This window comes from Streptomyces sp. NPDC048434, assembly GCF_043200375.1.
GTDB lineage: Bacteria > Actinomycetota > Actinomycetes > Streptomycetales > Streptomycetaceae > Streptomyces.
The window spans coordinates 41,612-67,672 of record NZ_JBICXQ010000029.1; the positions used below are offsets into that span (position 1 = coordinate 41,612).

Below are 26,061 nucleotides of genomic sequence, written 5' to 3' on the forward strand. Positions count from 1 at the left end.
CCATGGACACCTTCCTCACACGGCATCCCTCCCCGCACCAAACTCACCCTCTCCCCCGTCCCCGCCCCCGCACATAAGCTGGCCCGAAAACACACCCCAACACCGTTGTCCCGCACCGCCGTTACGGGGAGCCCATGGATCCCACGAACATCGTCGCCCGCCTCACCCCGCATGTCGTCGCTCCGCTGATCCGCAGGCTCTTCGTCGCCGACGAGCCCGGCGCCGGGCCGGCCGACCGGCCCGTCCGGATCTCCCGGCTGCTCTCGTTCACCGGCGAGAAACCGGTCCTGTCCGACGGGCAGCTGCACGGCCTTGCCGCGGCGCTCGTCGAGCGGGCGGCGGGGGCCACGAAGGGCGTCGGGGAGCCGGCCGTCGCCGCCGCGCTGGCCCGCACCCTCCGCGCCCTCGCCGACCTCGACATGGACGATGTGGACGCCGCCCGCCTCCTGCCGGCCGAGTTCGCCCGTCGCCTCTGCGCGGCCGTGCCCGGTGTCACCCGGCACCTGACCAGTGACGAGGCCCGGCTGCACGGGCTGCTGCTGGACGTCGCCGCGCGGCACATCCTGTACCTCTTCACCCAGCGGTCGGCCTGTGTCGCCGCAACGCTCGTCGAGGAGACCCGTTTCCTCGCCGAGCTGATCCACGGACCGGGCGCTGCCGGCCCCCTGCCGTCGTCCGGCACGGCCGAGGAACCCGCCGCCCAGGAGCCCGCCGCCGGCGACGCCGGCTCCCCGGACACCGCTTTCGAGGCGCGCTACGCCCACAGCACCGCCACCCTCCACAACCACCTCACGATCTTCGGCATCGATCTCGCACACTCCCCCGACAGCTGGCCGCTCGACGCCGCCTATCTGGGGCTGGAGTGCGAGCCCGGCCCGCAGGACGCCGACGCCGCTGACCAGGACGACCCCCCGCTCCCCGCCGAACAGGCGCTGTCCGGCCGCGGGCAGGTCCTGGTCCGCGGGGTGGCCGGGGCGGGCAAGACGACCCTGCTGCAGTGGCTGGCGGTCGCCACCTCCCGCGATGAGCTGCCCGAGGCGCTGGCGGGGCTGCGCGGCCGGGTGCCGTTCCTGCTGCCCGTACGCCGCTTCGCCCGCGAAGGGCTGCCCGCTCCCGGCACCTTTCTGAGCGCTGTCGGCTACGGGGACGCCGCGGCGGCGCCGGACGGCTGGACGGAGCGGGTGCTCGAAGCGGGCCGTGCGCTGCTGCTGATCGACGGGATCGACGAGGCCCCCGAGAGCGACCGCGAGCAGGTGCGCCGCAAGCTCCGCGAGTGGACCCTGCGCTATCCCGACAACGTCTGGATCGTCACCTCCCGGCCGTCCGCGGTCCCCGGCAACTGGCTCGCCGACGAGGGGTTCAGCGAGCTGTCGCTGGCCCCGATGAACCGCGAGGACGTCGCCGCGTTCATCCAGCGCTGGCACCGCGCCGCGGCCCAGCAGAGCCCGGCCGACCTCGACCGGCTCGGCCACTACGAGCGGACCCTCCTCAATGCCGTACGGATCACCCGCGATCTGGGACGGCTGGCGACCAATCCGCTGATGTGCGGGCTGCTGTGCGCGCTGCACCGCGACCGCCGGGGCTATCTGCCCAACGGCCGCAAGGAGCTCTACGACGCGGCGCTGTCGATGCTGCTGGAGCGCCGGGACCGGGAGCGGGCCATGGCGGCCACCGACGGGGTCGAGCTGACCCGGCAGCCCAAGATCCAGCTGCTGCAGAAGCTCGCCCAGTGGATGCTGGTCAACGGGCGCTCGGAAATGGACCGGGCGACCGCGGTCGACACCCTCGCCCGGCATCTGCCCGCGATCCCGGACGCGGCCCGCCAGGGCGGTCCGGAGGACGTCTACCGGCATCTGCTCAACCGCACGGGACTGCTGCGCGAGCCCACCCCCGGCACCCTCGACTTCGTGCACCGCACCTTCCAGGACTATCTGGCCGCCCGTGCGACGGTGCAGCGGCACGATTTCCGGCTGCTGCTCGACCATGCCCACCACGACGACTGGGAGGACGTCATCCGGATGGCCGTGGCCCTGGCCCGGCCCGATGAGTGCGCGGCCCTCCTGGACGGGCTGCTCGCCCCGCACCCCGGCGTACGCGCCGCCGAGGCCCGGCACCGCAAGCTGCTCGCGGCGGCCTGTCTGGAGCACGCCACCGAGCTGGATCCGGCGGTCCGGGCGCGGGTGCAGCGCTTCACCCGCGACATGGTGCGGCCCAGCACCCCGTCCGCGGCTCGCGCCCTGGGCTGGATAGGGCCGATCGTGCTGGAGATGCTGCCCGACCCCGCCCATGTCTCCGACCGCGAGGCCCATCTCCTCGCGATCACCGCCACCTCGATCGCCGACGACATGGCGATCGACTATCTGACGGGCCTGCGCGACCGGGCGCATCACGAGGTGCGGGCGCAGCTCGCCGGGGCCTGGCGGCACCATGACACCGCCCGCTACGCCCGCGAGATCATCGCCCACCTCGAACCGGCCGAGCTGTACTTTCCGGTCTCCGACCTGGAGGAGCTGCATGCGCTGCGCCGGCTGGGCGGGCGCCCGCATCTGCGGATCGCCGGGCCTTTCACCCCGGACCAGCTCATCGAGGGCATTGCGCCGGCCGAGGGCCTGAGCCGGTTGTGGCTCGCCTACGACCTGGGCGTTTCGATGGAGTGGCTGTCCGCCTTTCCGAATCTGGACACGCTGCGCATCGGCCGTCGTATTCCGCCGGTGCGTGGTGTTCCCGAAGGAATCAGCGTCGTTCAGATGTAGCGGGAGGCCTTCGGCGGCGTTGTCCAGAAACGGCCGAAAATGACCTGGCAATTACGCAGCTGTATTTCTTCGCCACATACAGAACTGCCCCGGAACCGTGAGAAACGATTCCGGGGCAGTGCCGTTTGCGCTGATACGCGGTGCCGCTCAGGCGTCCTTGCTCAGGTTCGGACCCGAACCGCCGGCCGCGGACTCGATCGGCGGGGCGTCCGGCAGCGCCGACTTCTCCTCGCCGCGGAAGGTGAACTTTGCGGTGTCACCCTCGCCCTCGACATCGACGACCACGATGTGGCCCGGACGCAGCTCGCTGAAGAGGATCTTCTCCGAGAGGGCGTCCTCGATCTCGCGCTGGATCGTGCGGCGCAGCGGACGGGCGCCGAGCACCGGGTCGTACCCGCGCTTGGCCAGCAGCGACTTGGCCTCGCTGCTGAGCTCGATGCCCATGTCGCGGTCCTTGAGCCGCTCGTCCACCTTGGCGATCATGAGGTCGACGATCTGGATGATGTCGTCCTCGGTCAGCTGGTGGAAGACGACGGTGTCGTCGACACGGTTGAGGAACTCGGGGCGGAAGTGCTGCTTGAGCTCTTCGTTGACCTTGTTCTTCATCCGCTCGTAGCTGGACTTGCTGTCGCCCTGGGCCGCGAAGCCCAGGTTGAAGCCCTTGGAGATGTCCCGCGTGCCGAGGTTGGTCGTCATGATGATGACCGTGTTCTTGAAGTCCACGACCCGGCCCTGGGAGTCGGTCAGCCGACCGTCCTCCAGGATCTGCAGCAGCGAGTTGAAGATGTCCGGGTGAGCCTTCTCGACCTCGTCGAAGAGCACGACGGAGAACGGCTTGCGGCGCACCTTCTCGGTGAGCTGGCCGCCCTCTTCGTAGCCGACGTAGCCGGGAGGCGAACCGAACAGCCGCGAGACGGTGTGCTTCTCGCTGAACTCCGACATGTCGAGGGAGATCAGCGCGTCCTCGTCGCCGAACAGGAACTCCGCCAGCGTCTTGGACAGCTCCGTCTTACCGACACCGGACGGGCCGGCGAAGATGAACGAGCCTCCGGGACGCTTGGGGTCCTTCAGGCCGGCCCGCGTACGGCGGATGGCCTGGGAGAGCGCCTTGATGGCGTCCTTCTGGCCGATGACGCGCTTGTGCAGCTCGTCTTCCATCCGCAGCAGCCGCGAGGACTCCTCCTCGGTGAGCTTGAAGACCGGGATGCCGGTGGCTGTCGCCAGCACCTCGGCGATCAGCTCCTCGTCCACCTCGGCGACGACGTCCATGTCGCCGGCCTTCCACTCCTTCTCCCGCTTCGCCTTCGCGGCCAGGAGCTGCTTCTCCTTGTCGCGCAGGCCCGCGGCCATCTCGAAGTCCTGCGAGTCGATCGCGGACTCCTTCTCCCGGCGCACATCGGCGATCTTCTCGTCGAATTCGCGCAGGTCCGGCGGCGCGGTCATCCGGCGGATCCGCATCCGGGAGCCGGCCTCGTCGATCAGGTCGATCGCCTTGTCCGGCAGGAAACGGTCGGAGATGTACCGGTCGGCGAGGGTGGCCGCAGCGACCAGCGCGGAGTCCGTGATGGAGACGCGGTGGTGCGCTTCGTAGCGGTCCCGCAGACCCTTGAGGATCTCGATGGTGTGCGGGAGCGACGGCTCCGCGACCTGGATCGGCTGGAAGCGGCGCTCCAGGGCCGCGTCCTTCTCCAGGTGCTTGCGGTACTCGTCGAGCGTGGTGGCACCGATGGTCTGCAGCTCGCCTCGCGCCAGCATGGGCTTGAGGATGCTCGCGGCGTCGATCGCGCCCTCGGCGGCGCCCGCACCCACCAGGGTGTGGAGCTCGTCGATGAACAGGATGATGTCGCCGCGGGTGCGGATCTCCTTGAGCACCTTCTTCAGGCGCTCTTCGAAGTCACCCCTGTAGCGGGAGCCGGCGACCAGGGCACCGAGGTCGAGGGTGTAGAGGTGCTTGTCCTTGAGGGTCTCGGGCACCTCGCCCTTGACGATGGCCTGCGCCAGGCCCTCGACGACCGCCGTCTTGCCGACGCCGGGCTCGCCGATGAGGACCGGGTTGTTCTTGGTACGGCGGGACAGGACCTGCATGACCCGCTCGATTTCCTTCTCGCGCCCGATGACCGGGTCGAGCTTGGTCTCGCGAGCGGCCTGCGTCAGGTTGCGGCCGAACTGGTCCAGGACGAGGGAGGTCGAGGGCGTGCCCTCGGCGGGGCCGCCGGCCGTGGCGGCTTCCTTGCCCTGGTAGCCGGAGAGCAGCTGGATGACCTGCTGCCGCACCCGGTTGAGATCGGCGCCCAGCTTCACCAGGACCTGGGCGGCGACGCCCTCGCCCTCGCGGATCAGGCCGAGCAGGATGTGCTCCGTACCGATGTAGTTGTGGCCGAGCTGGAGGGCCTCGCGGAGCGAAAGCTCCAGGACCTTCTTGGCACGAGGGGTGAAGGGAATGTGCCCGGACGGGGCCTGCTGGCCCTGGCCGATGATCTCCTCCACCTGCTGGCGGACCGCCTCGAGCGAAATCCCGAGGCTCTCCAGGGCCTTAGCGGCGACACCCTCACCCTCATGGATCAGGCCCAGGAGGATGTGCTCGGTGCCGATGTAGTTGTGGTTGAGCATCCGGGCTTCTTCCTGAGCCAGGACGACAACCCGCCGCGCACGGTCGGTGAACCTCTCGAACATCGTTAATCGCTCCTCAGAGCGGTCAGGCAGTTAGGGGTCGGTCCCCTCCCTGTCCTTCCGCATGCTAGTCCCGCGGGGCGGGACAGCTCATTCCAACTGCCGACACCCGTCCGGATCACCCCCGCTCCGGCGGGGAAATTTACTGCCGAACAGCTGACATCTGCTCCAACTCGATGGTGCGAGACGATGTTCCCGCAGGCCAGGCATATACGCCCTCTGCTACTACGCCCGTGGCGAACGCGCGCCGTACCGACACGCCGTCCGCCGCCGGCCCTCAGCCGGGCAGAAGCGCCTCGGGCGCCGGTCACACCGTCTCTTCCCACTGAGACTGTCTTACCCGCTGGCACTGACACTCCATGCGGCGCAGGGCCCTTCCATCCGCTACGGGCGAACATCCGCACGCCACGGAATACGCCCCCGCGCCCTTTTGTGTGGGTACGGTGCGTATCCATGTCTCCACCCAGCGTAACTTCCCGGCATTTCGGCAGTTGCACCGGGCATGCCCCGCGTGCTTCCGCGCCCCCGCAGCCCCCTCGCCACGGTTCGCCGCTGGTACGAGGACGAGCTGGGCTGGCCGACCACCGGAACGGGGCCGGTGGAGCTGCTGACCGGGCTGCGTTTCGATGTCCTGGAGATGCCGGCCGATGCGGGAAGCGCCGTATTGCGGCGACTGCCGCGCACCGGCCCCGTGGCACTCCTTCGGGCCGGATGCGACGGGAAACACCCGGGTGATCGGCCGAAATTGCTCATGCTCATCGCGGCGGGCGGCGCGGAAGAACTTCCGGGAATCCTGGAATGGCTGGAGTGGGGCGCACTCGCAGCGGATCTCACGACGCGTGGGACCGGAGACCGGATGCCGGCGCCGGCGTTCCCCGGCGGCACAGCACTGTCATACGGATTCGGCTCGCGGGAGGCCGCGGGATGGGTGCGGCCTCCCCGGCCCGGGTACGAGGCGGAGAATTCCCTGCCCACCACGGGGTTCGGGACAGGAATCGGGGACGTTGGGGGCGCCCCCGACCTCGTACGGCTCGTGAGCGCAGCAGCGACCGAGTGCCACCGTGCCCGGTTGTGGCGTGCTCGTAATGCCCAATCGGACCGCGCGTACGGCGATCAGCCGTTGGCCTTCTCGAATGCCTCACGAATGTCGGCGGGGACGCGGCCACGGTCATTGACGTTGTAGCCGTTCTCCTTCGCCCAGGCGCGGATCTTCGCAGTGTCCTGGCTGCTGCCGGAAGCCGCGGCACGCGACTTGCCACGGCCCGAAGAAGCGCGGCCACCGGTACGGCGACCGGCCTTCACGAAGTCGGCAAGCGAGTCACGCAGCTTCGCCGCGTTGCCGTCGGAGAGGTCGATCTCGTAGGACTTGCCGTCGAGAGCGAACGTCACCGTCTCGTCCGCCTCGCCACCGTTGAGGTCATCGACAAGAAGAACCTGAACCTTCTGTGCCACCGGTTTCCCTTTCATCGAATGCGGATTACGACGGAAAGCAAACCGCTTTTCCGGGAAAAACACAAACCCTTGGGTAGGGTTCACTTGCCCGCAGACCGGGGAACGCATGCTTCCGTAGCCATGAGATAGGGGAGCGATTCGGACATAGAACACTCATCACAGGTGCAGAAGCATCCGGCTGTTACCCAGGGTGTTGGGCTTCACTCGTTCGAGGCCCAGGAACTCCGCAACGCCCTCGTCATAGGAACGCAGCAGCTCACTGTAGACATCACCGTCTACCGGGGCTTCGCCGATCTCTACGAAGCCGTGCTTGGTGAAGAAGTCGACTTCGAAGGTGAGACAGAAAATGCGCCGCACTCCGAGCCAGCTCGCAGTGCGCAGCAGCTTGTCCAGGACTTGGTGGCCGACACCTGATCCCTTCAGTCGCGGATCCACGGCCAGGGTGCGGACCTCCGCGAGGTCTTCCCACATGACGTGGAGTGCTCCGCAGCCGACGACCTCGGCGTCTTCGTCGCGCTCCGCCACCCAGAACTCCTGGATGTCCTCGTAAAGCGTGACGGTGGCTTTGTCGAGCAGGATCCCGTCACGTGAGTAGGCGTCGATGAGGTGGCGTACGGCCGGCACATCACCGGTCCTGGCGCGCCGGACGGTGAGGCCTTTTGAATGCGGGGGCATGCCGGGACGCTATCGCCCGTTGCCGGTGGCACTCGCCCCGGGTTCATCCCCTTCGGCCGATCCGGCTTCCCCGGCGCCTTCCGGTGCCGCTTCTGCTTCGCCTTCTTCCGCGGGCGCGGCCTCTTCGGGCTGTTGTGCCGGTTGTTCTGCGGCTTCCGCCGGTTCGTCGACCTGCACCATCCGTACGGCATCACGCAGGGCATGTCGCTGTTCCGGCGACATCATGCCGAAGAAGGCCACAAGAGCGGCCGCGGGGTTGTCACTGGCGGACCAGGCTTCGTTCATCAGTGCGGCGGCGTAGGCGGCGCGAGTGGAGACCGCCTCATATCGATAGGCGCGGCCTTCTGCTTCGCGGCGCACCCAGCCCTTCTGATGGAGGTTGTCCAATACGGTCATGACCGTGGTGTAGGCGATCGACCGTTCCTTCTGCAGATCTTCCAGGACTTCTCGAACGGTGACCGGGCGGTTCCACTCCCAGACCCGCGTCATGACCGCGTCTTCCAGATCACCCAAGCGTCTCGGCACACAAGAACAATAGTGGGAGATGTCGCGAATGCCCGTTGATCTCGTTGCGTTTGGGCCGGAAAAACGATGTACGACCCGGGACGATCAATCCCGGGCCGTACCGTGCGCGCGGGCCGCCGAAAGGGCGGCGGGCGGATCAGGCGTGGTGCGCCGTGGGCTCCTGGCCGGCGGATTCGGCGCGGGACAGCGCGGCGTCCACGGCGGCGTCCTCCTTGGCCTTGTTCGCCCCGCCCTGGCTCTTGATGATCGTCACGATCAGAGCGGTGAAGGCGCCGGCCATCACTACGGGCGGGAGCAGCGCTGCGACGTAATCCATGGCGTACGGCCTCCTTTGGGGCGTGAGATTCCAGAGTACGCAGCGCTCAGGCGGTGCGGCTCTCGGGGGGCGGGGCGGGCCTGCGGCGGGGCGGGAAGACCTCGCCCGGTGTGGGGATGGGCCGGTCCGGCCGCGGAGTCTTCGGCTGTGGCGCCGGCGCGGGCTCCGGTTTGCGCTCCGGTTTCTTCGGCTCCCGCTCGGGCTCCGGCTCCCGCCCGCTGCGGGCGGCTGAGCGGCCGCCTGGCAGTGCGCGGAGCCGGGTCCGTACGGATTGTTCGGCCAGCTGCTCGCAGTGGCGCAGCAGGGCGCTGCGGCGTTCGCGCTCGGCCGGGCCGACGGGCCGCACGGCCAGTGAGCGCAGGGCGGCGAGGTCGTCGGGCCCCGGGACATGGCCGGCTGCCAGCGCCTCGGTCAGCTGTGCGAGGTAGCCGGCGGCCGAGCCGGGCAGGGCTTCGCGGTATCGGGTGAGGTCGGCGAGCAGGAAGGCGCACAGTCGGCCGCCTTCGCGGACCGCCTCGTCGACCGCCTCGGCCAGCCGGAGATATTCCTGGATGTCCTGTGACCACTCGGGGCCGAGAGCGCCGAGCGGGGCGGGGTGGGACGTCGTCTGCAGGGCATGGGCGAGGGCGCGACGGAGCACACGCAACTCATCGGCGCTGAACGCCATGCCGCCGCGGGTTCCGTTTGGCGTTGGCATGTGGCGACTTTACGACCGTTTCCGACAAAAGCCGCTTAATTCGTGAACGATGGCGCGGCAGCGAGCCGCGCCACCGGGTGTCCGGTGCCGGAAACGGCTCTGCCGGGCGAGGTGCCGCTACGGCCCGCGCCGCTGCCGTGCGGGCCGGCGAGGGCCGCTACGACCTGGCGATGTTCCGCTCGTAGACCAGCCGCAGCCCGATGAGGGTGAGCCACGGCTCGTGCGCGTCGATCACCGATGACTCGCCGAGCACCATCGGTGCCAGCCCGCCGGTGGCGATCACGGTCACCTCGTCCGGGTCGTCGGCGGCCAGCTCGCGTGCCATCCGCTGCACCACGCCGTCGACCTGGCCGGTGAAGCCGTAGAGGATGCCGGACTGCATGGCCTCCACGGTGTTCTTGCCGATGACGCTGCGCGGCCGGGCCAGTTCGATCTTGCGGAGCTGGGCGCCCTTGACGCCCAGCGCCTCCACGGAGATCTCGATGCCCGGAGCGATCACGCCGCCGACGTACTCGCCGCGCGCACTGACCGCGTCGAAGGTGGTGGCCGTGCCGAAGTCGACGACCACCGCGGGGCCGCCGTAGAGCTCGACGGCCGCCAGGGCGTTGATGATCCGGTCGGCGCCGACCTCCTTGGGGTTGTCCATGAGGATCGGCACGCCCGTCTTGACGCCCGGCTCCACCAGGACGGCAGGGACGTCGCCGTAGTAGCGGCGGGTGACCTCGCGCAGCTCGTGCAGGACGGAGGGCACCGTGGAGCAGATGGAGATGCCCTCGATGCCGTCGCCCAGGTCGTCGCCGAGCAGCGGGTGCATGCCCATCAGGCCCTGGAGGAGGACGGCGAGCTCGTCGGCGGTGCGCCGGGCGTCGGTGGAGATCCGCCAGTGTTCGACGATCTCCTCGCCGTCGAAGAGGCCGAGCACGGTGTGGGTGTTTCCCACGTCAATGGTCAGCAGCATGGCGGTCAGCTGTCCTCGCGCAGGTCGAGGCCGATGTCGAGGATCGGGGAGGAGTGCGTGAGCGCTCCCACCGCGAGGTAGTCGACGCCGGTCTCGGCGTAGGTGCGGGCGTTGTCGAGCGTCAGCCGGCCCGACGACTCCAGCATGGCGCGCCCGGCGACCAGCTCCACGGCCTCGCGGGTCTGCTCCGGGGTGAAGTTGTCCAGCAGGATCAGATCGGCGCCCTCGGCGAGGATCGGCGGGATCTGGTCGATCCGGTCGACCTCCACCTCGATCGGCACACCGGGGAACTCGGCCCGTACGGCCGTGAACGCCGCGGCGATGCCGCCCGCCGCGACCACGTGGTTGTCCTTGATCAGCGCCGCGTCCGACAGCGACATCCGGTGGTTGACGCCGCCGCCGCAGCGCACCGCGAACTTCTCCAGGGCGCGCAGCCCCGGCGTCGTCTTGCGGGTGTCACGGACCTCGGCCTTCGTCCCGTCGAGCACATCGGACCAGGCCCGGGTCGTGGTCGCGATGCCCGACAGGCGGCACATGATGTTCAGCGCGCTGCGTTCGGCGGTGAGCAGATCGCGGGTGCGGGTGGTGACGCTCAGCAGCGGGGTGCCGGCCGCGACCCGGTCGCCGTCCTCGACATGCCGCTCGACCGCGAACTCGTCGGTGCACACGATGGACAGCACCGCCTCGGCGATCCGCAGCCCGGCGACCGTTCCGGCCTCACGGGCCGTGAAGTCGCCGGTGGCGACCGCGTCCTCGGGAACGGTGGCCACGGTCGTGATGTCCACGCCCTGGTCGAGGTCCTCCTCGATGGCGAGGTGCGCGATGTCCTCGACCTGTACGGGGTCGAGCCCGGCGGCCACCAGGAGCGCGGCCAGGTCGGGGTCGAGGCCGCAGGTCAGCGGGTCGAGCTCGTACGCGCCCTCCTCGCCGCCGCTGCAGCCGCAGCCGTCGCCGCAGCCTTCGGCGGAGGCGCCGCCGGTGGGCCCGCCGATCTGGAGGAGGGGGAGGTCGTCGCGGGTGCTGCTCACGGGCTGGGCTCCGTATTCGGGAAGGGGTGGGGCGGGGGGTTGCGGGGGTCCGTCTTGGCGGGCGGGGGGATCGACGGTCCGGTGGTCGTCGGTGGACCGGCGGTCATCGGGGGACAGGCAGTCATCGGCGGATCGGTGGTCAGGGGGCCGTGGTCGGCGGGAAGTCGTGGGTCGCCGTCGTCCGGAGGGTCAGCGCGCGGTCCGCATCCAGGGTGATGCGGAAGTGCCGGCGCCAGGAAGCATCGTCCCGGTCCGGGTGGTCCTCGCGCCAATGGCAGCCGCGGGTCTCCGCACGGCGCTGTGCCGCGGCGACCAGCACCCGGGCGACGCACAGGAGGTTGGTGGCCTCCCAGGCTTCCACGCCGGGCTCGGGGGACTTGCGTTCAGCACGTTCGGCGGGGGTTTCGCTGCTCCCGGTGCTCCCTGCGACGACCCCGGCCGCCTCTCGGTGGAGGCGGTCCAGTTCGGCGGCGGCACGGGCGAGGCTCTCGGCGCTGCGCAGCACGCCGGCTCCGGCGGTCATGATCCGCTGCACGGCGGTACGGGTCTCGGGGGCGAGAAGCGGAAGGGTGGTGCGGGGGGCGGACGGAGCGGATGGGGCCGACGCCGGGGCGGGGCTTGCGGAGCCGTCCGCGGCATTGCCGTCCTGGTTCACGGGCGCGGCGGTCGCCGGGCCGTCCGGGGCGCCGCTCGCGGCGACGTCCCGAGCAATGTCCGAGGTGATGCCCGAAGCGATGTCCGAAGCGATCCGCTCCGCGAAGACCAGGCCCTCCAGGAGGGAGTTGGAGGCGAGCCGGTTGGCGCCGTGGACGCCGGTGCAGGCGACCTCGCCGCATGCGTAGAGGCCCGGGACCGTGGTGCGCCCGCGCAGATCGGTGCGTACGCCGCCGGAGGCGTAGTGCGCGGCCGGGGCGACCGGTATCGGCTCGGTGACCGGGTCGATGCCATGGCTGCGGCAGGCGGCGAGAATGGTCGGAAAGCGGTTCTCCCACATCTGCGCGCCGAAGTGCCGGCCGTCCAAATACATGTGCTCGACGCCCTGTTCGTGCGCCCGGCTCATGATCGCCTTGGCGACGATGTCGCGCGGCGCGAGCTCGGCGAGTTCATGCCGGCCGGCCATGAAGCGGGTGCCGTCGGCGTCGACGAGGTGTGCGCCCTCGCCCCGTACGGCCTCGGAGATCAGCGGCTGCTGGCCCTCCGCTTCCGGGCCCAAATACAGGACGGTGGGGTGGAATTGGACGAATTCCAGGTCGGAGACCTCCGCGCCGGCGCGCAACGCCAGGGCCACCCCGTCGCCGGTGGAGACCGCCGGGTTGGTCGTCGCGGAGAAGACCTGCCCCATGCCCCCGGTGGCGAGCACCACCGCCGGGGCGTGTACGGCCCCGACACCGTCGTGCTGGCCCTCCCCCATGACGTGCAGGGTGACGCCGGACGTATGGCCGTTGTCGTCCGTGAGCAGGTCGAGGACGAGTGCGTTCTCGACGGTGCGCAGCCCGGCGGCGCGGACCGCCTCGACGAGCGCGCGGGAGATCTCGGCCCCGGTGGCGTCACCGCCGGCGTGCGCGATACGGCGGCGGTGGTGGCCGCCTTCGCGGGTGAGCGCTATCTCTTCGCTGCCGGGGTCGGTGTCGAAGCGGGCACCGGTGCGGATCAGGCGGTGCACGGCGTCCGGGCCCTCGGTGACCAGGGTCCGTACGGCCGTCTCGTCGCACAGTCCGGCGCCTGCCACGAGGGTGTCGGCCAGATGCTGCTCCGGGGTGTCGCCGTCGCCGAGCGCCGCCGCGATACCGCCCTGCGCCCAGCGCGTGGAGCCGTCGTCCAGGCGGGCCTTGGTGACGACGACGGTGCGGCGGCCGGCCGCGGCGCAGCGCAGCGCGGCGGTCAGCCCGGCCACCCCGGAGCCCACGACCACGACATCCGCTTCGATGGACCAGCCGGGGGCGGGGGCGTTCAGGCGTATGCCGGTGCCCGATGCGGGGGCGGGGCCGGTGCCTGTTCCGGTGGCGGTCATCGGGTCGCTCCGAGGGGGCCTTGGGGGGTGGTTGGGGGTGTGGCGGGTGTGGCGAGTGCTGCGTGTGTCGTGGAGGTGACGGAGGGAGCGGAAGCGGCGGAAGTGGCTGCGGCCGCGGCGTCCGTGGTGGTGCCGTCCTGCGTGGTGGTGCCGTCCTGGTGGGCGGCCGTCGCCTCCGGTCGTCCGGCTCTGAAGACGAGACGGATGTTGTCGATGAGTCGCGTGCCGCCGACCTTGGCGGCGACCGCGAGGATGGCCTCGCCCTCGTACCCGTCCGGGATCTCGGTGAAATCGGACGGGTCGACCAGCGCCAGGTAGTCCAGGGTGAGCGGCGGGTACAGGCGGGCCGCGTCCTCCAGCACCGCGCGGGCCGCGGCCCGGGCCACGGACGGACCGAGCAGGGGTCCTGCGGCGGCGTAGGCGACGGCGTGTGCGTCGGCGGCGGCCCGGTCCTCGCCGAGGGCGGCCAGGGCCGCGGAACGGTGCTGTGCCGCGTGGCCCACGGAGGCGGCGCGGGCGCGCAGCGCCTCCTCGGCGGCGAGCCGGTCGCGGGCCGCGAACAGCGCCGCCGACAGCGCGAGCGCGGTGCTCCGCTCCGGGGCCGAGAGGTAGCGGTTGCGGCTGGAGAGGGCGAGGCCGTCCTCCTCGCGCACCGTGGGGACCCCGATGATCTCGACAGGGAAGTTGAGGTCAGCGGCCATTCGCGTGATGACCGCGAGCTGCTGGGCGTCCTTCTGCCCGAAGAAGGCGAGGTCCGGCGCCGTCAGATGCAGCAGCTTGGCGACGACGGTCAGTACGCCGTCGAAGTGGCCGGGGCGGCTGGCGCCTTCCAGGAGCGTGCCCATGGGGCCCGCGGCGATCCGGATCTGCGGTTCGCCGCCCGGGTAGACCTCGTCGACGGACGGGGCGAAGACCGCATCCGCGCCCGCCGCGGTCGCCAGCTCGGCATCCGCGTCCAGGGTGCGCGGATAGCGGTCCAGGTCCTCCCCGGCGCCGAACTGCAGCGGATTGACGAAGACCGTGACGACGACCTGGCCCTGCGGGCCGACCCGGCTACGGGCGGCGCGGATCAAGGTGGCGTGGCCCTCGTGCAGTGCGCCCATGGTCATGACGACGGCGCGGGAGCCGGCGCGGCGGGGCAGGTCGCGGAGGGCGGCGGCGGTGTGGACGAGGTGGGCGGGGCGGCTCGCGCCGACGGACCGGGCGTGGTGGCTCGGGTCCACGGGCCGGGCCTGGTCGCTCGGGTCCACGGGCTGGTCCGGGTCCGGGCTCAGCGGCGAGGAGGTCATCGGTCGCCTCCCTCGGGACCGTGGTCGGGGGCGTCAGGGTCGTCGGGGGCCTGGCCGGGGCTGTCGGGGTCCGGGCCGGGGGCGTCGCGGTTCGGGCCTGGGCCGTCGTGGGCGGAGGTGCCCGGTGCGGGCCCGGGGCCGTCGCCGGAGTCGGCGAGCACATCGAGCAGGTCCTCGGCCAGTTCCGGCTTCAGCAGACCGTGGTCCATGGCCCGGTCCGCGGTCGTACGGGCCATGGCGACATACCCGGCGACACTCTGCGGCGCATGCCGGCGGAGCTCCGCGATATGGGCGGCGACCGTGCCGGCGTCGCCCCGTGCGACCGGGCCGGTCAGCGCCGCGTCACCGGACCGCAGGGCGTTGTCCAGGGCGGCGCCGAGCAGTGGCCCCAGCATCCGGTCCGGTGCCTGCACACCCGCGTCCCGCAGCAGCTCCATCGACTGGGCCACGAGCGTGACCAGGTGGTTTGCGCCGATGGCGAGCGCCGCGTGGTAGAGCGGACGCGCTGATTCCGCGATCCACTCGGGCTCCCCGCCCATCTCGATGACCAGCGCTTCGGCGGCCATCCGCAGCTCGTCCGGCGAGGTCACACCGAACGAGCAGCCGGCCAGCCGCTGGACGTCCACGGAGGTGCCGGTGAACGTCATGGCCGGATGCAGGGCGAGTGGCAGGGCGCCGGCGCGGGTGGCCGGGTCCAGCACAGCGGTTCCGTACCGGCCCGAGGTGTGCACCAGCAGCTGGCCGGGCCGTACGGCGCCGGTCTCGGCGAGGCCGCTCACCAGGTCCGCCAGGGCGTCGTCGGGGACGGTCAGCAGAACGAGGTCGGCGCGGGCGAGCACCTCGGCCGGGGTGACCAGCGGGACGTCGGGCAGCAGCTCGGCGGCGCGTCGTACGGAGGCGTCGGAGACGCCCGACACGGCGACCGGGCGATGCCCTGCGAGCTGCAAGGAAGCGGCGAGGGCGGGCCCGACACGACCCGCGCCGACGACTCCGACGGTGAGCCGGGCGGGGCGGTCCTGGGCCTCGATGGGTGGCATTGCATTCACGCGGCGATGGCCTTCCGTTCCAGTCCGCGGGGGGTACCGGACGATTCCTGGCCATGCTACGCGAGTGTTTCCGGCGGCCTTCAGAGCTGTACGGAAGGTGAGACGGGGGTCTCACACGAGTTATCCACAGGGGTCGCGGTTCAGCGCGGGCCTGAGCCATGCTCGGTGCAGCGACGCACCCAAGTCGTGCGAGAAACAGCAGCCAGGGGGCCACGTGAAGCGCATCAGGGAAGCGGACGAAGGCGTCACGGACGCGGGTTCGCGAGAAGCGTCGGGTGGCGATGCGGGTCGTCGTTCCGATGACGCTTCGAGCGGGGCGGCGCCGGACGGTGCGAGCGGGGCCTCCGGAGGCGCCTCGGGTGTCGCTCCTGCGGAGGCGAGTGCCGCGGCGGCCGAGCGGGCGCGGAGACTGGCTGCCTTGCGCGGCGCGGAGCGCAGGCTGCCGGGAGACGCATTCCTGGAGACGATCCGCGAGCGGCTGGACCGCTTGGTGGCCGACGCTCCGGCCGTCTACGACCTGGACAACCGGCCTGACTTCTACGGCAACGACGACGGCATGATCGGCGAGCTGGAACGCCGGACCGCCGACACCCTGGGCACCGAGGCCGCCGCCTTCTTCCCGACCGGCACGATGGCCCAGCAGGTGGCGCTGCGCTGCTGGGCGGGGCGTACGGGCAACGCGACGGTCGCCGGCCATCGGCTGTCGCATCTTGAGGTGCACGAGCGCGACGCCTATGCGGTGGTCAGCGGGCTGCGCATGGTGCATCCGACGAACGCTCCGCGGCTGCCGACCGCCGGGGAGGTCTACGACCTGGCGGAGCCGTTCGGCGCCCTCGCACTCGAACTCCCGCTCCGGAACGCCGGATTCGTACTGCCGTCGTGGGACGAGTTGACGGCGGTGGTGGCGGCGGCGCGGGATCGTGATGCGGTGGTGCACTTCGACGGCGCGCGACTGTGGGAGTGCGGCCCGCACTTCGGTCGTACGCTCCCGGAGATCGCGGCCCTCGCGGACAGCGTGTACGTCTCCTTCTACAAGTCGCTGGACGGCATATCGGGCGCCGCGCTCGCGGGCAGCGAGGACTTCATCGAGGAAGCGCGGACCTGGCGGCACCGCTACGGCGGCCAGCTGTTCCAGCAGTGGCCGGCCGCGCTGGCCGCCCTGATCGGCCTGGACCGTGAGCTGCCACGACTGCCGGAGTACGTGGCCCAGGCGAAGGTGGTGGCCCGCGCGCTGGGCGAGGGCCTGGCCGAGGCCGGTGTCCCGTGGTTCAGGGTGCACCCGGAGGAGCCGCACACCCATCAGTTCCAGGTGTGGCTGCCGCACCCGCCCGCGCTGCTCGACGAGGCCGCCGTGCGCCAGGCGGGGGAAACCGGGACGGCGCTGTTCCAGAGATGGTTCGAGCCCACCCCGGCCGGACCGCCCGGGGTGGCACTGACAGAGGTGACGGTTGCCGCGTCCGCCATGGACTGGAAAGAGGGCGAAGTGCGGGCTGCCGTCAGGGAGTTCGTGGAGTTCGTGGGCCGCGTTGAGGGGTGAGGGGTGAGGGCCAGGACAACGGACCGGAGATTCCGGAGAGCGGGGCTCGGGCTCGGGGCGGGCTCGGCACGGGCTCCTCAGGCTCGGCGCGGGCTACGGCCTTACAGCGAGGCTCAGGCTGGGCGCTGGCCCGGCACCGGCTCGGCACCGGCTAGGGCCTTACAGCGGGGCACAGGCTCGGCGTCGGCCCGGCGCGGGCTACGGCCTTGCGTCGGAGTGAAGCCTCGGCGCGGGCCGAGGGGTGACGCCGGGGCGGTCGGCGGGGGTGGGCGCCGGGGCTTGGGCTGAGGTGGGCGCGGAGGGTTGGGGCGGGGTGGGGCGGGGCGGGGGGAGGGGACGGCGGGGAAGGCCGAACAAAGCCGCAGCAGCCGACCGCGCCCCCCGCCGCACACGCCCCCCAAGCCGCTCCGCGGGCCCCGTGACGACAGCTTGGAAGCGGCGCCATTGCTGGATCTCCCGCGCGGTGCGGACGGTGTGGGTGCCCGGGGCGGGTGGGGCGGCTTCGCCTCGCTGGGCGGCCCGGTAGGCGTCGAGGAGGTGCTGCTGAGCTGCGTTCATGTCCCTCACTGTGGGGCGGTGCCGTGGCCCGTGGCCCGTCGATTGACGGGAGCCGTCAATCGACGTCCGTGCAGGTGGCGGCCTCGCGCATGATGGGCGTATGGCCAACGTCATCGACATCACCGGGCTGCCGCAGGAGCGCCTCGTCTTCTCCCCGTCCCCGTTGGCGGAGCTGGGGGCCGCGCTGCATGCGCTCTCCGAGCCGGGCCACCACCCCGGGCTGCACGGCTGGGTCACCGCCACCAACGCGGCGCTGAAGACCGACCTCGCCGACCGGCTGTGCGAGGCGGACTTCCTGTGGCGGTCCGCCCGTTCCGACATCCTGCTGCCCGCCCGCCCCGGGGCGAGCCTGGCCGAGGACTTGGACGAGCTGGACCGGATCGACGATGAGCGGTTCGTGGCCGCCGCATTCGAGATCAGCTGCTCGGCGAGCTACACCCGCCCCACCCCCTCGCCCCTGGTCGACGCGGACGAGCGGGCGCGGGTACGGGAGATGGCCGCCGCGCGCGGCCCGCGGCAGGCGGCCTTCACCGACCGGATGCTCACCGACCCCGACGGCCTGCGGGTATGGCTGCGCCGCCTGTTCGAGGACTGCGAGGAGGCGTTCTTCGGGGACATCTGGCGCCGGGTGGGCATCCAGCTGGCGGCCGATGCCCGGCACAAGACCGAGTTGCTGCGCCACAAGGGCCTGGCCGAGACGCTGTCCGCGACGTCGAAGGCGTTGTCCCTGGAGGATGCGCAGGACGGCAGCGGCAGTAGCCGCATTCTGGTCGACAAACTTGCCCGGGGACGTACGACGGCCTTCGCGAGCGCAGCGGATCCGGGCGTCACCTTCCTGCCGACGTCGTTCGGCTGGCCGCATCTGGTGTTCAGCCATGCCCCGGGCTGGCGCCCCGTGCTCCAGTACCCGGTCGCCGGGCCGGAGTTGCCGGCGCCTGCCGCGCTGGAACTCGTCCAGCAGCGGCTGGAGGCGCTGAGCCACCCGATGCGGATGCAGCTGTGCCGGACGCTGTCACGAGGGCCGCATACGACGGGGGAGCTGGCGAACGCGTTCGGCATCACCTCGCCGGAGGTGTCGCGGCATGTCGCCACGCTGAAGAAGGCCGGGCTGATCCAGACGCGGCGGCGCGGGCGCTATGTGCTGCACCAGCTGGACCTCCAGGTGGTGGCCCGGCTGGGCAGCGACTTCCTTGAGGGCGTACTGCGTTGAGGGCGTAGTGGGTTGCAGGCGTACTGCGTTGCGGGCGCGCCGTTCGGAAGGCGCAGTAGAAGGCAGTTCGCGCTGAGGGCGTACGACGTGGAGGAGGGTCCCCCGTCGCGCCCGCTCCCTACGCCCCCGCTCCCCCGGCCCGCACCAGCCCCGTCTCATACGCGAGTACCACCGCCTGGACCCGGTCCCGCAGGCTCAACTTGGTCAGGATGCGGCCCACATGGGTCTTGACGGTCGCCTCCGACAGCACCAGCCGCGCCGCGATCTCACCGTTCGACAGCCCCTGGGCGACCAGCAGCAGCACCTCCCGCTCGCGCTCCGTCAGCCGTTCCAGCTCGGGCCGGGACGGCTCGGCGGAGGTGGCGGGCAGCATCGGGGTGAAGCGGTCGAGGAGCCGGCGGGTGGTGGACGGGGCGACAACCGCGTCGCCGCTCTCCACCGCCCGGATCGCGGCGAGGAGTTCGCTGGGCGGCACGTCCTTGAGCATGAAGCCGCTGGCCCCGGCCTTCAGCGCGGAGAAGGCATATTCGTCCAGGTCGAAGGTGGTCAGGATGAGGACCTTCGGGGCGCCTTCCTTCTGCCCGCCCTCACAGATCCGGCGGGTGGCCTCCACACCGTCCAGATGCGGCATACGGACGTCCATGAGGATCACGTCGACCTGGGTGGCGCGCAGCACCTCCAGGGCTTCCACGCCGTTACCGGCCTCCGCGACGACCTCCATATCGGGCTGCGCGGCCAGCACCATCCGGAAACCGGTGCGCAGCAGCACCTGGTCGTCGACGAGCATCACACGGATGGTCATGGCAGGGGATCCCTTTCGTGCAGGAGTGGGGGCTGAGCGTACGGGGTGCAGCGCGGCGGGCCGGATTCCTGGGTGCGCGCCGCCGGGCCGGCCGGCCTCGGCGCCGGCCCGACCGCCCTGCTCACCGCACCGGTTTGAGCGGCAGGACAGCACTGACCCGGAAGCCGCCCCCCGGCCGCGGCCCGGCGGCCAGGGTGCCGCCGACCATGCCGACCCGCTCGCGCATCCCGATCAGGCCGTGGCCGAGGCCGTCCGCGCCGCCCTCCTCGTAGAGCTCGCGCTGCGCGCCTCGTCCGTCGTCCTCGATGAGCAGATCGAGATCGTCGTCCTTGTAGGAGAGGCGGACGGTCGCGGCGACGTCGGGGCCGCCGTGTTTGCGGGTGTTGGTGAGCGCCTCCTGGACGATGCGGTACGCGGTGAGTTCGACGCTGCTGGGCAGCTCCCGCGGCTCGCCCTCGACATGGAAGTCGACCGGCAGTCCTGCGCCGCGCACCTGCTCCATGAGGTCGCTGAGCTGGTCCACGCCCGGCTGGGGGACGTATTCACCGCCCTCGGGCTGTTCGCCGGTGCGCAGGACGCCCAGCAGCCGGCGCATCTCGGCCAGCGCCTGGCGTCCCGTGCCGGAGATCGTCTCCAGGGCCTGCCGGGTCTGTTCGGGCGCGGCATCGAGGACGTATGCGGCGCCGTCGGCCTGGACGACCATCACCGAAACGTTGTGGGCGACGACATCGTGCAGCTCGCGGGCGATACGGGCGCGCTCGGCCGCGACCGCGATCCGGGCCTGTGCCTCGCGCTCCTTCTCCAGCCGGGCGGCCCGCTCCTCCAGCTGGGCCCAGTAGGCGCGGCGGGTGCGCATGGAGTCGCCGAGCACCCAGGCCAGGACGAAGGGCACGGTGAGCAGCACGGTGACGAACAGGCTGCCGCCTATCGTCCGCTCGCTGAATGCGTCCTTGAAGCGCACGGCGGAGAGGGCGGGGCCGAAGACGGCGCCGGCGAGGGCGCAGCGCGAGGCCCAGCGGGGGATGGTGGGTCCGGACGCGACGGTGTAGGTGATCACGAACATCGCGAAGTCGGCGGGCATGGTCTGGATGCCGCAGAGCAGCTGGCCGGCGCCGATGGCCGCCGTCAGCAGCAGCATTTTCACGGGGGCCTTGCGGCGGAGCGCCATGACGAGGCACAGGCCGACCGCGAAGATCGCGGCGATGATCTGCGAGCCGCCTCCGACGTCGCTCGCCACCCACAGCCCGCTGAGCCCGAGCAGGGGGACGGCCCAGAAGGTGTCCACTCCCGTCGGATGCCTGCGGAGGAAGTCATAGAGGCGCTGCACGTAACCCAGCGTAGGCACCGCGGATACGTGTACGAGTCAACCGGAGGAGCGATCCTGTACGCCGGGCCTACTCCCCAAGGTGGAGACTCCATGCGCCAAATGTGTCGGAACGGGGGACGGCCCATACCACCACCCCGTCCGCCGGGGCGGCGCCCGCCCGTACCGTGGGGCAGGTGACGAACGAGTGGTGCGGGTGGCGCGAGGCCACGGAGCGGGCGCTGTACGGTCCGGACGACGGCTTCTACATGCGCCCCGGGGGCCCCGGTCCGGCCGGTCACTTCCGTACCTCCGTGCATGTCTCCCCCCTCTACGCCGGCGCCGTCGCCACGCTCCTGTGCCGCGTCGACACCGCTCTCGGTCATCCGGACGAGCTGGCGCTGGTCGATGTGGGCGCGGGGCGCGGTGAGCTGCTGACCGGTGTGCTGGCCGCGCTGCCCGACGAGGTGACCGCGCGGCTGCGCCCGTACGCGGTCGAGCGCGCCGCGCGTCCCCAGGGCCTCGATCCGCGGATCGGCTGGCGGGGCGAGCTGCCAGCCCCGGGCTCGGTCACCGGCCTGCTGTTCGCGAACGAATGGCTCGACAATGTGCCGGTGGATGTCGTCGAGACGGATGCGGACGGGGTGCCGCACCGGGTTCTCGTACGTGCCGACGGCACGGAGCGGCTGGGCGGGCCGGTGGACGGCGCGGACGCGGAGTGGCTCCGCCGGTGGTGGGCACCCCTGTCGGCCCCGGACGCCGCCTCCCGGTCCGATGCCGCCTCCCGGTCCGATGTCCCCTCCCCCGGCCTGCGCGCCGAGATCGGCCGGCCCCGGGACGAGGCCTGGGCGCGGGCCGTCCGCACACTGCGCGCGGGGCTCGCCGTCGCCGCCGACTATGCGCACGAGCAGGGTGATCGCCCGCCGTTCGGCACCCTCACCGGCTTCCGTGACGGCCGCGAGGTCGCTCCCGTTCCGGACGGCAACTGCGACATCACGGCGCATGTGGCGCTGGACGCCTGCGCCGGGCCGTCGGCACAGCGGCTGACCCAGCGCGCGGCGCTGCACGCCCTGGGGGTGGACGGCCGGCGTCCGCCGCTCGCCCTGGCCGTCACCGACCCTGCCGGGTACGTGCGGGCCCTGAGCGCGGCCGGGTCGGCGACGGAGCTGACCGATCCGGCGGGCCTCGGCGGCTTCGGATGGCTCCTGGAGCCGGTGGGCGAGGCGTGTGCGGGCCTGCTCGGGGCAGGGGGCGCCGCCTGAGGGCCAGGGCGGCTCCCGCCACGGCATGCTGCAAGACTGTTCCCATGACGGAGACGACGGTCGGCATCGGCGGCGCGGCGGAGAGCACCGACATGGTGCTGAACATCGGCCCGCAGCATCCCTCGACGCACGGCGTGCTGCGGCTGCGCCTCGTCCTGGACGGCGAGCGCATCCAGCACGCCGAGCCGGTGATCGGCTATATGCACCGCGGCGCCGAGAAGCTCTTCGAGGCGCGCGACTACCGCCAGATCATCATGCTCGCCAACCGGCACGACTGGCTGTCGGCGTTCTCCAACGAGCTGGGCGTGGTGCTGGCCGTCGAGCGGATGCTGGGCATGGAGGTGCCGGAGCGCGCCGTGTGGATGCGGACGCTGCTCGCCGAGCTGAACCGGGTGCTGAACCATCTGATGTTCCTCGGCTCGTACCCCCTGGAGCTCGGCGGCATCACCCCCGTCTTCCACGCCTTCCGTGAGCGGGAGGAGCTCCAGTCCGTCATGGAGGAGATCTCCGGCGGCCGGATGCACTACATGTTCAACCGCGTCGGCGGCCTCAAGGAGGACCTGCCGGCGGGCTGGCTCGGCCGGGCCCGGCACGCCGTCGCCGACGTGCGCTCCCGGATGGATGTCTTCGACAATCTGGTCCTGGGCAACGAGATCTTCCGTGGCCGCACCCGCGGGGTGGGTGTGCTCGCGCCGGAGACGGTGCACGGGTTCGGCGTCTCCGGGCCCATCGCCCGGGCCTCCGGTGTGGACTTCGATCTGCGGCGCGACGAGCCGTATCTCGCCTACGGGGAGCTGCAGTCCACGCTCAAGGTCGTCACCCGCGAGGAGGGCGACTGTCTGGCGCGCTTCGAATGCCTGCTGGAGCAGAGCCACAATGCGCTCGATCTCGCCGATGCCTGCCTGGACCGGATCGCGGAGCTGCCCCCGGGGCCGATCAATCAGCGGCTGCCGAAGGTGTTGAAGGCTCCCGAGGGCGCGACGTACGCCTGGACCGAGAACCCCCTGGGCATCAACGGCTACTACCTCGTCTCCAAGGGCGACAAGACCCCCTACCGCCTCAAGCTGCGCTCGGCGTCGTTCAACAACATCCAGGCGCTGGTGGAGCTGCTGCCGGGCACGCTGGTCGCCGATATGGTCGCCATTCTCGGCTCGTTCTTCTTCGTCGTCGGGGACATCGACAAGTAGGCGGGGCGCGCGGCTCTTACGGTCCGTCCTGGCGGAGGGTCTGCAGATGGCGGCGCAGGACGTTCCGGAGTATGTCCGGTGTGAGGCGTTCCGGTTCCAGCGTCGCCTGGAGGGTGAGGCCGTCGAGCAGGGCCGACAGCCGTAGCGTCTCCAGCTCCAGGTCGAGATCGTCCGGCAGGCTGCCGGCCTCCTGACCGCCGCGCAGCATCCGCATCAGCAAGGCCCGCATACCGGCCTCCAGCTCGACCGCGTGCGGCCGGAGTTCGGGGCGCGTACGGGCCGCGTTCGTGAACGCCTGCCAGAGCATGCCCTCTTCCCGCCGCTCGTCGTCCAGCGGCAGGAACTCGGCGAGCAGCTCCTCCGCACGGGCGGCGCGCTCGCCTGCCGCCTCGGGGTCGAGCAGCCGCTCGGCATGGCTCCCCACGCGGTACTCGATGCGGGCGCTCAGCTCCGACATCGCGAAGATCATCACTTCGTCGTGGTCGCTGAAGTAGTGGCGGACCGATCCGATGGCCAGCCCCGCCTCGTCGGCGACGTTACGGAGCGACGCGCCCTCCACTCCCTCTCGGCACACCACGCGGAGTACGGCCTCGGCGACGGTGCGGCGGCGGGCCTGGGGATCGACGATCTTCGGCATATTGCGATTATGGCACGCCCGAGCTAAATTGGTATTTGGCACGGTTGAGCTAAAACATCGCGGCTTCGGCCGCCGTCCTGCCGTGTCCGCACACCGCGCACGCGCACCGCAGACCGCACCGACAACTCACCGCATACCTGGGGGAACCATGAACGGCTGGCTGCTCGCGGCGATCATCCTCGTCGCCCTCATCGCCGTGGTCATCAAACGGCTGCGGGGTGAACCACTCAACGCCCGCGATCTGTTCGCGCCACCGGTCGTTCTCGTCACCCTCGGCGTCTTCGCCCTGGCCAAGGCCGAGAAACTGACCGGCACCGATATCGCCTGGGCCGCCGCCGGCGCCCTTCTCGGCTGTGCGCTCGGCGCGCTGCGCGGTACCACCATCGGGCTGTTCGAGCGGGACGGCGTCCTCTGGCAGCGCTATACGGGCCGTACGTTCGTCGTCGCCCTCATATCCCTGCTCGTGATGGGGGGCTTCGGCCTGCTGGCGGTGAAAATGGGGATGCATGAGGACGCCCGCCCCATCCAACTGGGCATCGGCGTCAGCTTCCTGGGCGAGGCGCTCGTCGTCGGCTACCGCGGCCTGGCGAGCGGCACCCCCTTCGCCCCGGAACGCCGCCGGATCCAGGACGCGGTGTCCGGGCTCCGCGCAGGTCATCCACACCCTGTGGACGACAAGCCGCTCCCGACCTTGGCCGGGAGGGAACGGGAGGCGGGGACGGCCGGGGCCGGTCAGCACTTCCGGCGCCCATGACCGTGCGGTCCCCCCCGATCGGCCGGAGAGCCGATCGCCGGAAAGCCGCCTGGCCCCGGAGCCGATGAACGCTCCGGGTCCAGGCGGCTGTCAGATCAGGGTCAGGAGATGGCGCTGCGCAGCGCGCCGAGCTCGAACTGCTCGGTCTCGTCGTGCGCGGTCAGGTCGATGACCTCGCCGGTGCCTGCGGTCGTTTCGCCGGCGGCCTGCTCACCGTCCGACGGCTCACCGTCCGACGGCTCGCCGTCCGCCGGCTCGCCGCGGGTGTGCTCGCCGTCGTCCGCGACGCCTTCCGTGGACGGCTGCGGACGGGCGTCCGTACGGGCCGCGCGGGCCGTACGCGCCCGCGCACGGGCCGACTGTTCGGCCAGGGCCTCGTCGCCGACGACATCCGCCAGGTCGTCCTCCAGGGGCGCGGTCAGCTCCCGGGGGCCGGAAGCGGTCGCACTGCCGAAGAAGTCGAAGCCGCCCTGCGCGCGGGATGCGGCGGGGCGGGACGGTGCGAGGGCGGCGGCGGTGGCCGGAACCGGGCGGAGCGCGGGTCCGTCGGCGGCGGCCGTACGGGCATGTGCTTCGCCCGTGCGCTGTACGGCGGCCGCCGACGGGTTCCCCCGGCCGTTCTCACCGTCCTGGCCACCCCGGGCATCGCGGCCCGCGGCCGGTCCGGACCGGGTGGCCCCTTCGGTGCGGGCGCCGTCCCGCGGCATCCGTGCGGCCTTCTGGGCGGTGCGCTGCCGGGCGGCGTTGCGCGCCAGTTGACGCAGCGCCCGGTCGGCCTGGGCGTAGGTCGCTGCGGCCGGGGCCGGGCCGTCCCCGTTCGCGGAGGGCTCGCGCCGGGCCGGGAGGCGGACGGCCGGCAGCGCCTTGGGCGGGGCCGCGGCCTCGATGGCGAGCAGCCGGCGGCCCTCCAGGGCGCTGGCCCGCTCGGTCTCGGCGGTGGCGTAACGGCGCAGCAGCGCGGCATGTTCGCTGCGCAGCCGGGCCAATTCAGCGCGCTTGGCGCGGAGTTTGGTGTCCAGGGCGGCGCGGTGCTCGCGGGATTCCTCCACATCCGTTTCGAGCTCGGCTATCCGCTCCTCGGTGCGCCACTCGTCGCGCACCCGGGCACGGTCGAGTTCGGCGACCCGCCGGCCGGCCTTACGGTCCCAGGACCGCAGAAGGACGGCGCCGGTGAGGGCAGCGGCGGCCGCGCCCGCGGCGAGCACCCGTTGCACCAGATCGTCGCCGACGAACCACGCGCCCGCGGCGCAGGCTATTGACGCACCGGCGACCGTCACAGGAGGAAGCAGCCGGTGGAGGGGTGGTGAATGGCGGTGGCGTCCTCGTGGCATGGCCAGAAACTTACCGTGCGTGCGGGACCTATGGGGCCCCGCACACGAATCCGTTTCCCG

General features: G+C 71.5%; 22 protein-coding genes. 7 read left to right on the forward strand and 15 right to left on the reverse strand.

All coding sequences use genetic code 11. The features are described from left to right. Positions 1–134: 134 nt before the first annotated feature. Positions 135–2,753 (forward strand): NACHT domain-containing protein, encoded by a 2,619-nt coding sequence (locus tag ACGFWI_RS29900; RefSeq protein WP_393909166.1) that lies wholly within the window; start codon positions 135–137, stop codon positions 2,751–2,753. 147 nt (positions 2,754–2,900) lie between these two features. On the opposite strand, the gene ACGFWI_RS29905 is transcribed toward ACGFWI_RS29900, so the two are convergent. Continuing rightward, the gene (locus ACGFWI_RS29905; protein WP_393909167.1) at positions 2,901–5,426 is read right to left on the reverse strand and encodes an ATP-dependent Clp protease ATP-binding subunit; all 2,526 of its coding nucleotides are present in this window, start codon (positions 5,424–5,426) and stop codon (positions 2,901–2,903) included. Between the two features lie 499 nt (positions 5,427–5,925). Between ACGFWI_RS29905 and ACGFWI_RS29910 the strand changes: the two genes are divergently transcribed. Then, the gene (locus ACGFWI_RS29910) at positions 5,926–6,606 is read left to right on the forward strand and encodes an SCO3374 family protein (RefSeq protein ID WP_393909168.1); all 681 of its coding nucleotides are present in this window, start codon (positions 5,926–5,928) and stop codon (positions 6,604–6,606) included. Here ACGFWI_RS29910 and ACGFWI_RS29915 read toward each other — a convergent pair. The 10 genes from ACGFWI_RS29915 to ACGFWI_RS29960 all read right to left on the reverse strand — a co-directional run bounded on the left by ACGFWI_RS29915 (position 6,537) and on the right by ACGFWI_RS29960 (position 15,420). Further along, positions 6,537–6,875, reverse strand: coding sequence for an Lsr2 family protein (locus ACGFWI_RS29915; protein WP_393909246.1), 339 nt, complete (start codon positions 6,873–6,875; stop codon positions 6,537–6,539). The two genes, ACGFWI_RS29910 and ACGFWI_RS29915, sit on opposite strands and share 70 nt — an antisense overlap. A 156-nt stretch (positions 6,876–7,031) precedes the next feature. Next, positions 7,032–7,550 carry an amino-acid N-acetyltransferase gene (locus ACGFWI_RS29920; RefSeq protein WP_393909169.1) on the reverse strand — a complete coding sequence of 173 codons (519 nt, stop codon included), beginning with the start codon at positions 7,548–7,550 and terminating at the stop codon, positions 7,032–7,034. Between the two features lie 9 nt (positions 7,551–7,559). Further along, entirely contained in the window at positions 7,560–8,039 is a 480-nt protein-coding gene (locus ACGFWI_RS29925; RefSeq protein ID WP_393909247.1) for a BlaI/MecI/CopY family transcriptional regulator, read from the reverse strand. A 172-nt stretch (positions 8,040–8,211) separates the two neighbouring features. Further along, positions 8,212–8,391 (reverse strand): hypothetical protein, encoded by a 180-nt coding sequence (locus tag ACGFWI_RS29930; protein ID WP_393909170.1) that lies wholly within the window; start codon positions 8,389–8,391, stop codon positions 8,212–8,214. 46 nt (positions 8,392–8,437) lie between these two features. Continuing rightward, positions 8,438–9,058: a hypothetical protein gene (locus ACGFWI_RS29935; protein ID WP_393909248.1), complete on the reverse strand. Its 621-nt coding sequence runs from the start codon at positions 9,056–9,058 to the stop codon at positions 8,438–8,440. A 187-nt stretch (positions 9,059–9,245) separates the two neighbouring features. After that, complete coding sequence (locus ACGFWI_RS29940; protein ID WP_393909171.1) at positions 9,246–10,046, reverse strand: type III pantothenate kinase; 801 nt, start codon at positions 10,044–10,046, stop codon at positions 9,246–9,248. A 5-nt stretch (positions 10,047–10,051) separates the two neighbouring features. Continuing rightward, entirely contained in the window at positions 10,052–11,074 is a 1,023-nt protein-coding gene (gene nadC, locus ACGFWI_RS29945; RefSeq protein WP_393909172.1) for a carboxylating nicotinate-nucleotide diphosphorylase, read from the reverse strand. A 139-nt stretch (positions 11,075–11,213) separates the two neighbouring features. Then, positions 11,214–13,085, reverse strand: a complete 1,872-nt coding sequence (locus tag ACGFWI_RS29950) for an L-aspartate oxidase (RefSeq protein WP_393909173.1) — start codon at positions 13,083–13,085, stop codon at positions 11,214–11,216. Next, a complete protein-coding gene (gene panC, locus ACGFWI_RS29955; protein WP_393909174.1) occupies positions 13,082–14,374 on the reverse strand; it encodes a pantoate--beta-alanine ligase in 1,293 nt (430 codons plus the stop codon). Before panC ends, ACGFWI_RS29950 begins: the two co-directional genes overlap by 4 nt. After that, on the reverse strand, positions 14,371–15,420 hold the full coding sequence (locus ACGFWI_RS29960; protein WP_393909175.1) for a Rossmann-like and DUF2520 domain-containing protein: 1,050 nt from the start codon (positions 15,418–15,420) through the stop codon (positions 14,371–14,373). Before ACGFWI_RS29960 ends, panC begins: the two co-directional genes overlap by 4 nt. A 409-nt stretch (positions 15,421–15,829) precedes the next feature. Here ACGFWI_RS29960 and ACGFWI_RS29965 point away from each other — a divergent pair, with 409 nt between their 5' ends. Next, complete coding sequence (locus ACGFWI_RS29965) at positions 15,830–16,957, forward strand: threonine aldolase family protein (RefSeq protein ID WP_393909249.1); 1,128 nt, start codon at positions 15,830–15,832, stop codon at positions 16,955–16,957. 658 nt (positions 16,958–17,615) lie between these two features. Next, a complete protein-coding gene (locus ACGFWI_RS29970; RefSeq protein ID WP_393909176.1) occupies positions 17,616–18,725 on the forward strand; it encodes a DUF5937 family protein in 1,110 nt (369 codons plus the stop codon). A 118-nt stretch (positions 18,726–18,843) separates the two neighbouring features. Here the strand turns inward: ACGFWI_RS29970 and ACGFWI_RS29975 are convergent, their stop codons facing one another. Continuing rightward, positions 18,844–19,527 carry a response regulator gene (locus tag ACGFWI_RS29975; RefSeq protein WP_393909177.1) on the reverse strand — a complete coding sequence of 228 codons (684 nt, stop codon included), beginning with the start codon at positions 19,525–19,527 and terminating at the stop codon, positions 18,844–18,846. Between the two features lie 121 nt (positions 19,528–19,648). Next, on the reverse strand, positions 19,649–20,854 hold the full coding sequence (locus ACGFWI_RS29980) for a sensor histidine kinase (RefSeq protein ID WP_393909178.1): 1,206 nt from the start codon (positions 20,852–20,854) through the stop codon (positions 19,649–19,651). 173 nt (positions 20,855–21,027) lie between these two features. Here ACGFWI_RS29980 and ACGFWI_RS29985 point away from each other — a divergent pair, with 173 nt between their 5' ends. Together ACGFWI_RS29985 and ACGFWI_RS29990 are read left to right on the forward strand one after the other, a co-directional pair. Then, on the forward strand, positions 21,028–22,092 hold the full coding sequence (locus ACGFWI_RS29985; RefSeq protein WP_393909179.1) for an SAM-dependent methyltransferase: 1,065 nt from the start codon (positions 21,028–21,030) through the stop codon (positions 22,090–22,092). A gap of 44 nt (positions 22,093–22,136) precedes the next feature. Further along, positions 22,137–23,279, forward strand: coding sequence for an NADH-quinone oxidoreductase subunit D (locus ACGFWI_RS29990; protein ID WP_393909180.1), 1,143 nt, complete (start codon positions 22,137–22,139; stop codon positions 23,277–23,279). A 16-nt stretch (positions 23,280–23,295) separates the two neighbouring features. Here the strand turns inward: ACGFWI_RS29990 and ACGFWI_RS29995 are convergent, their stop codons facing one another. Beyond that, a complete protein-coding gene (locus ACGFWI_RS29995; protein ID WP_393909181.1) occupies positions 23,296–23,916 on the reverse strand; it encodes a TetR/AcrR family transcriptional regulator in 621 nt (206 codons plus the stop codon). Positions 23,917–24,064: 148 nt separating this feature from the next. On the opposite strand from ACGFWI_RS29995, the gene ACGFWI_RS30000 reads away from it, so the two are divergent. Continuing rightward, on the forward strand, positions 24,065–24,670 hold the full coding sequence (locus ACGFWI_RS30000) for a DUF1453 domain-containing protein (RefSeq protein ID WP_393909182.1): 606 nt from the start codon (positions 24,065–24,067) through the stop codon (positions 24,668–24,670). Positions 24,671–24,771: 101 nt separating this feature from the next. Here the strand turns inward: ACGFWI_RS30000 and ACGFWI_RS30005 are convergent, their stop codons facing one another. Next, positions 24,772–26,001, reverse strand: coding sequence for a hypothetical protein (locus ACGFWI_RS30005; protein WP_393909183.1), 1,230 nt, complete (start codon positions 25,999–26,001; stop codon positions 24,772–24,774). Between the last annotated feature and the right edge of the window lie 60 nt (positions 26,002–26,061).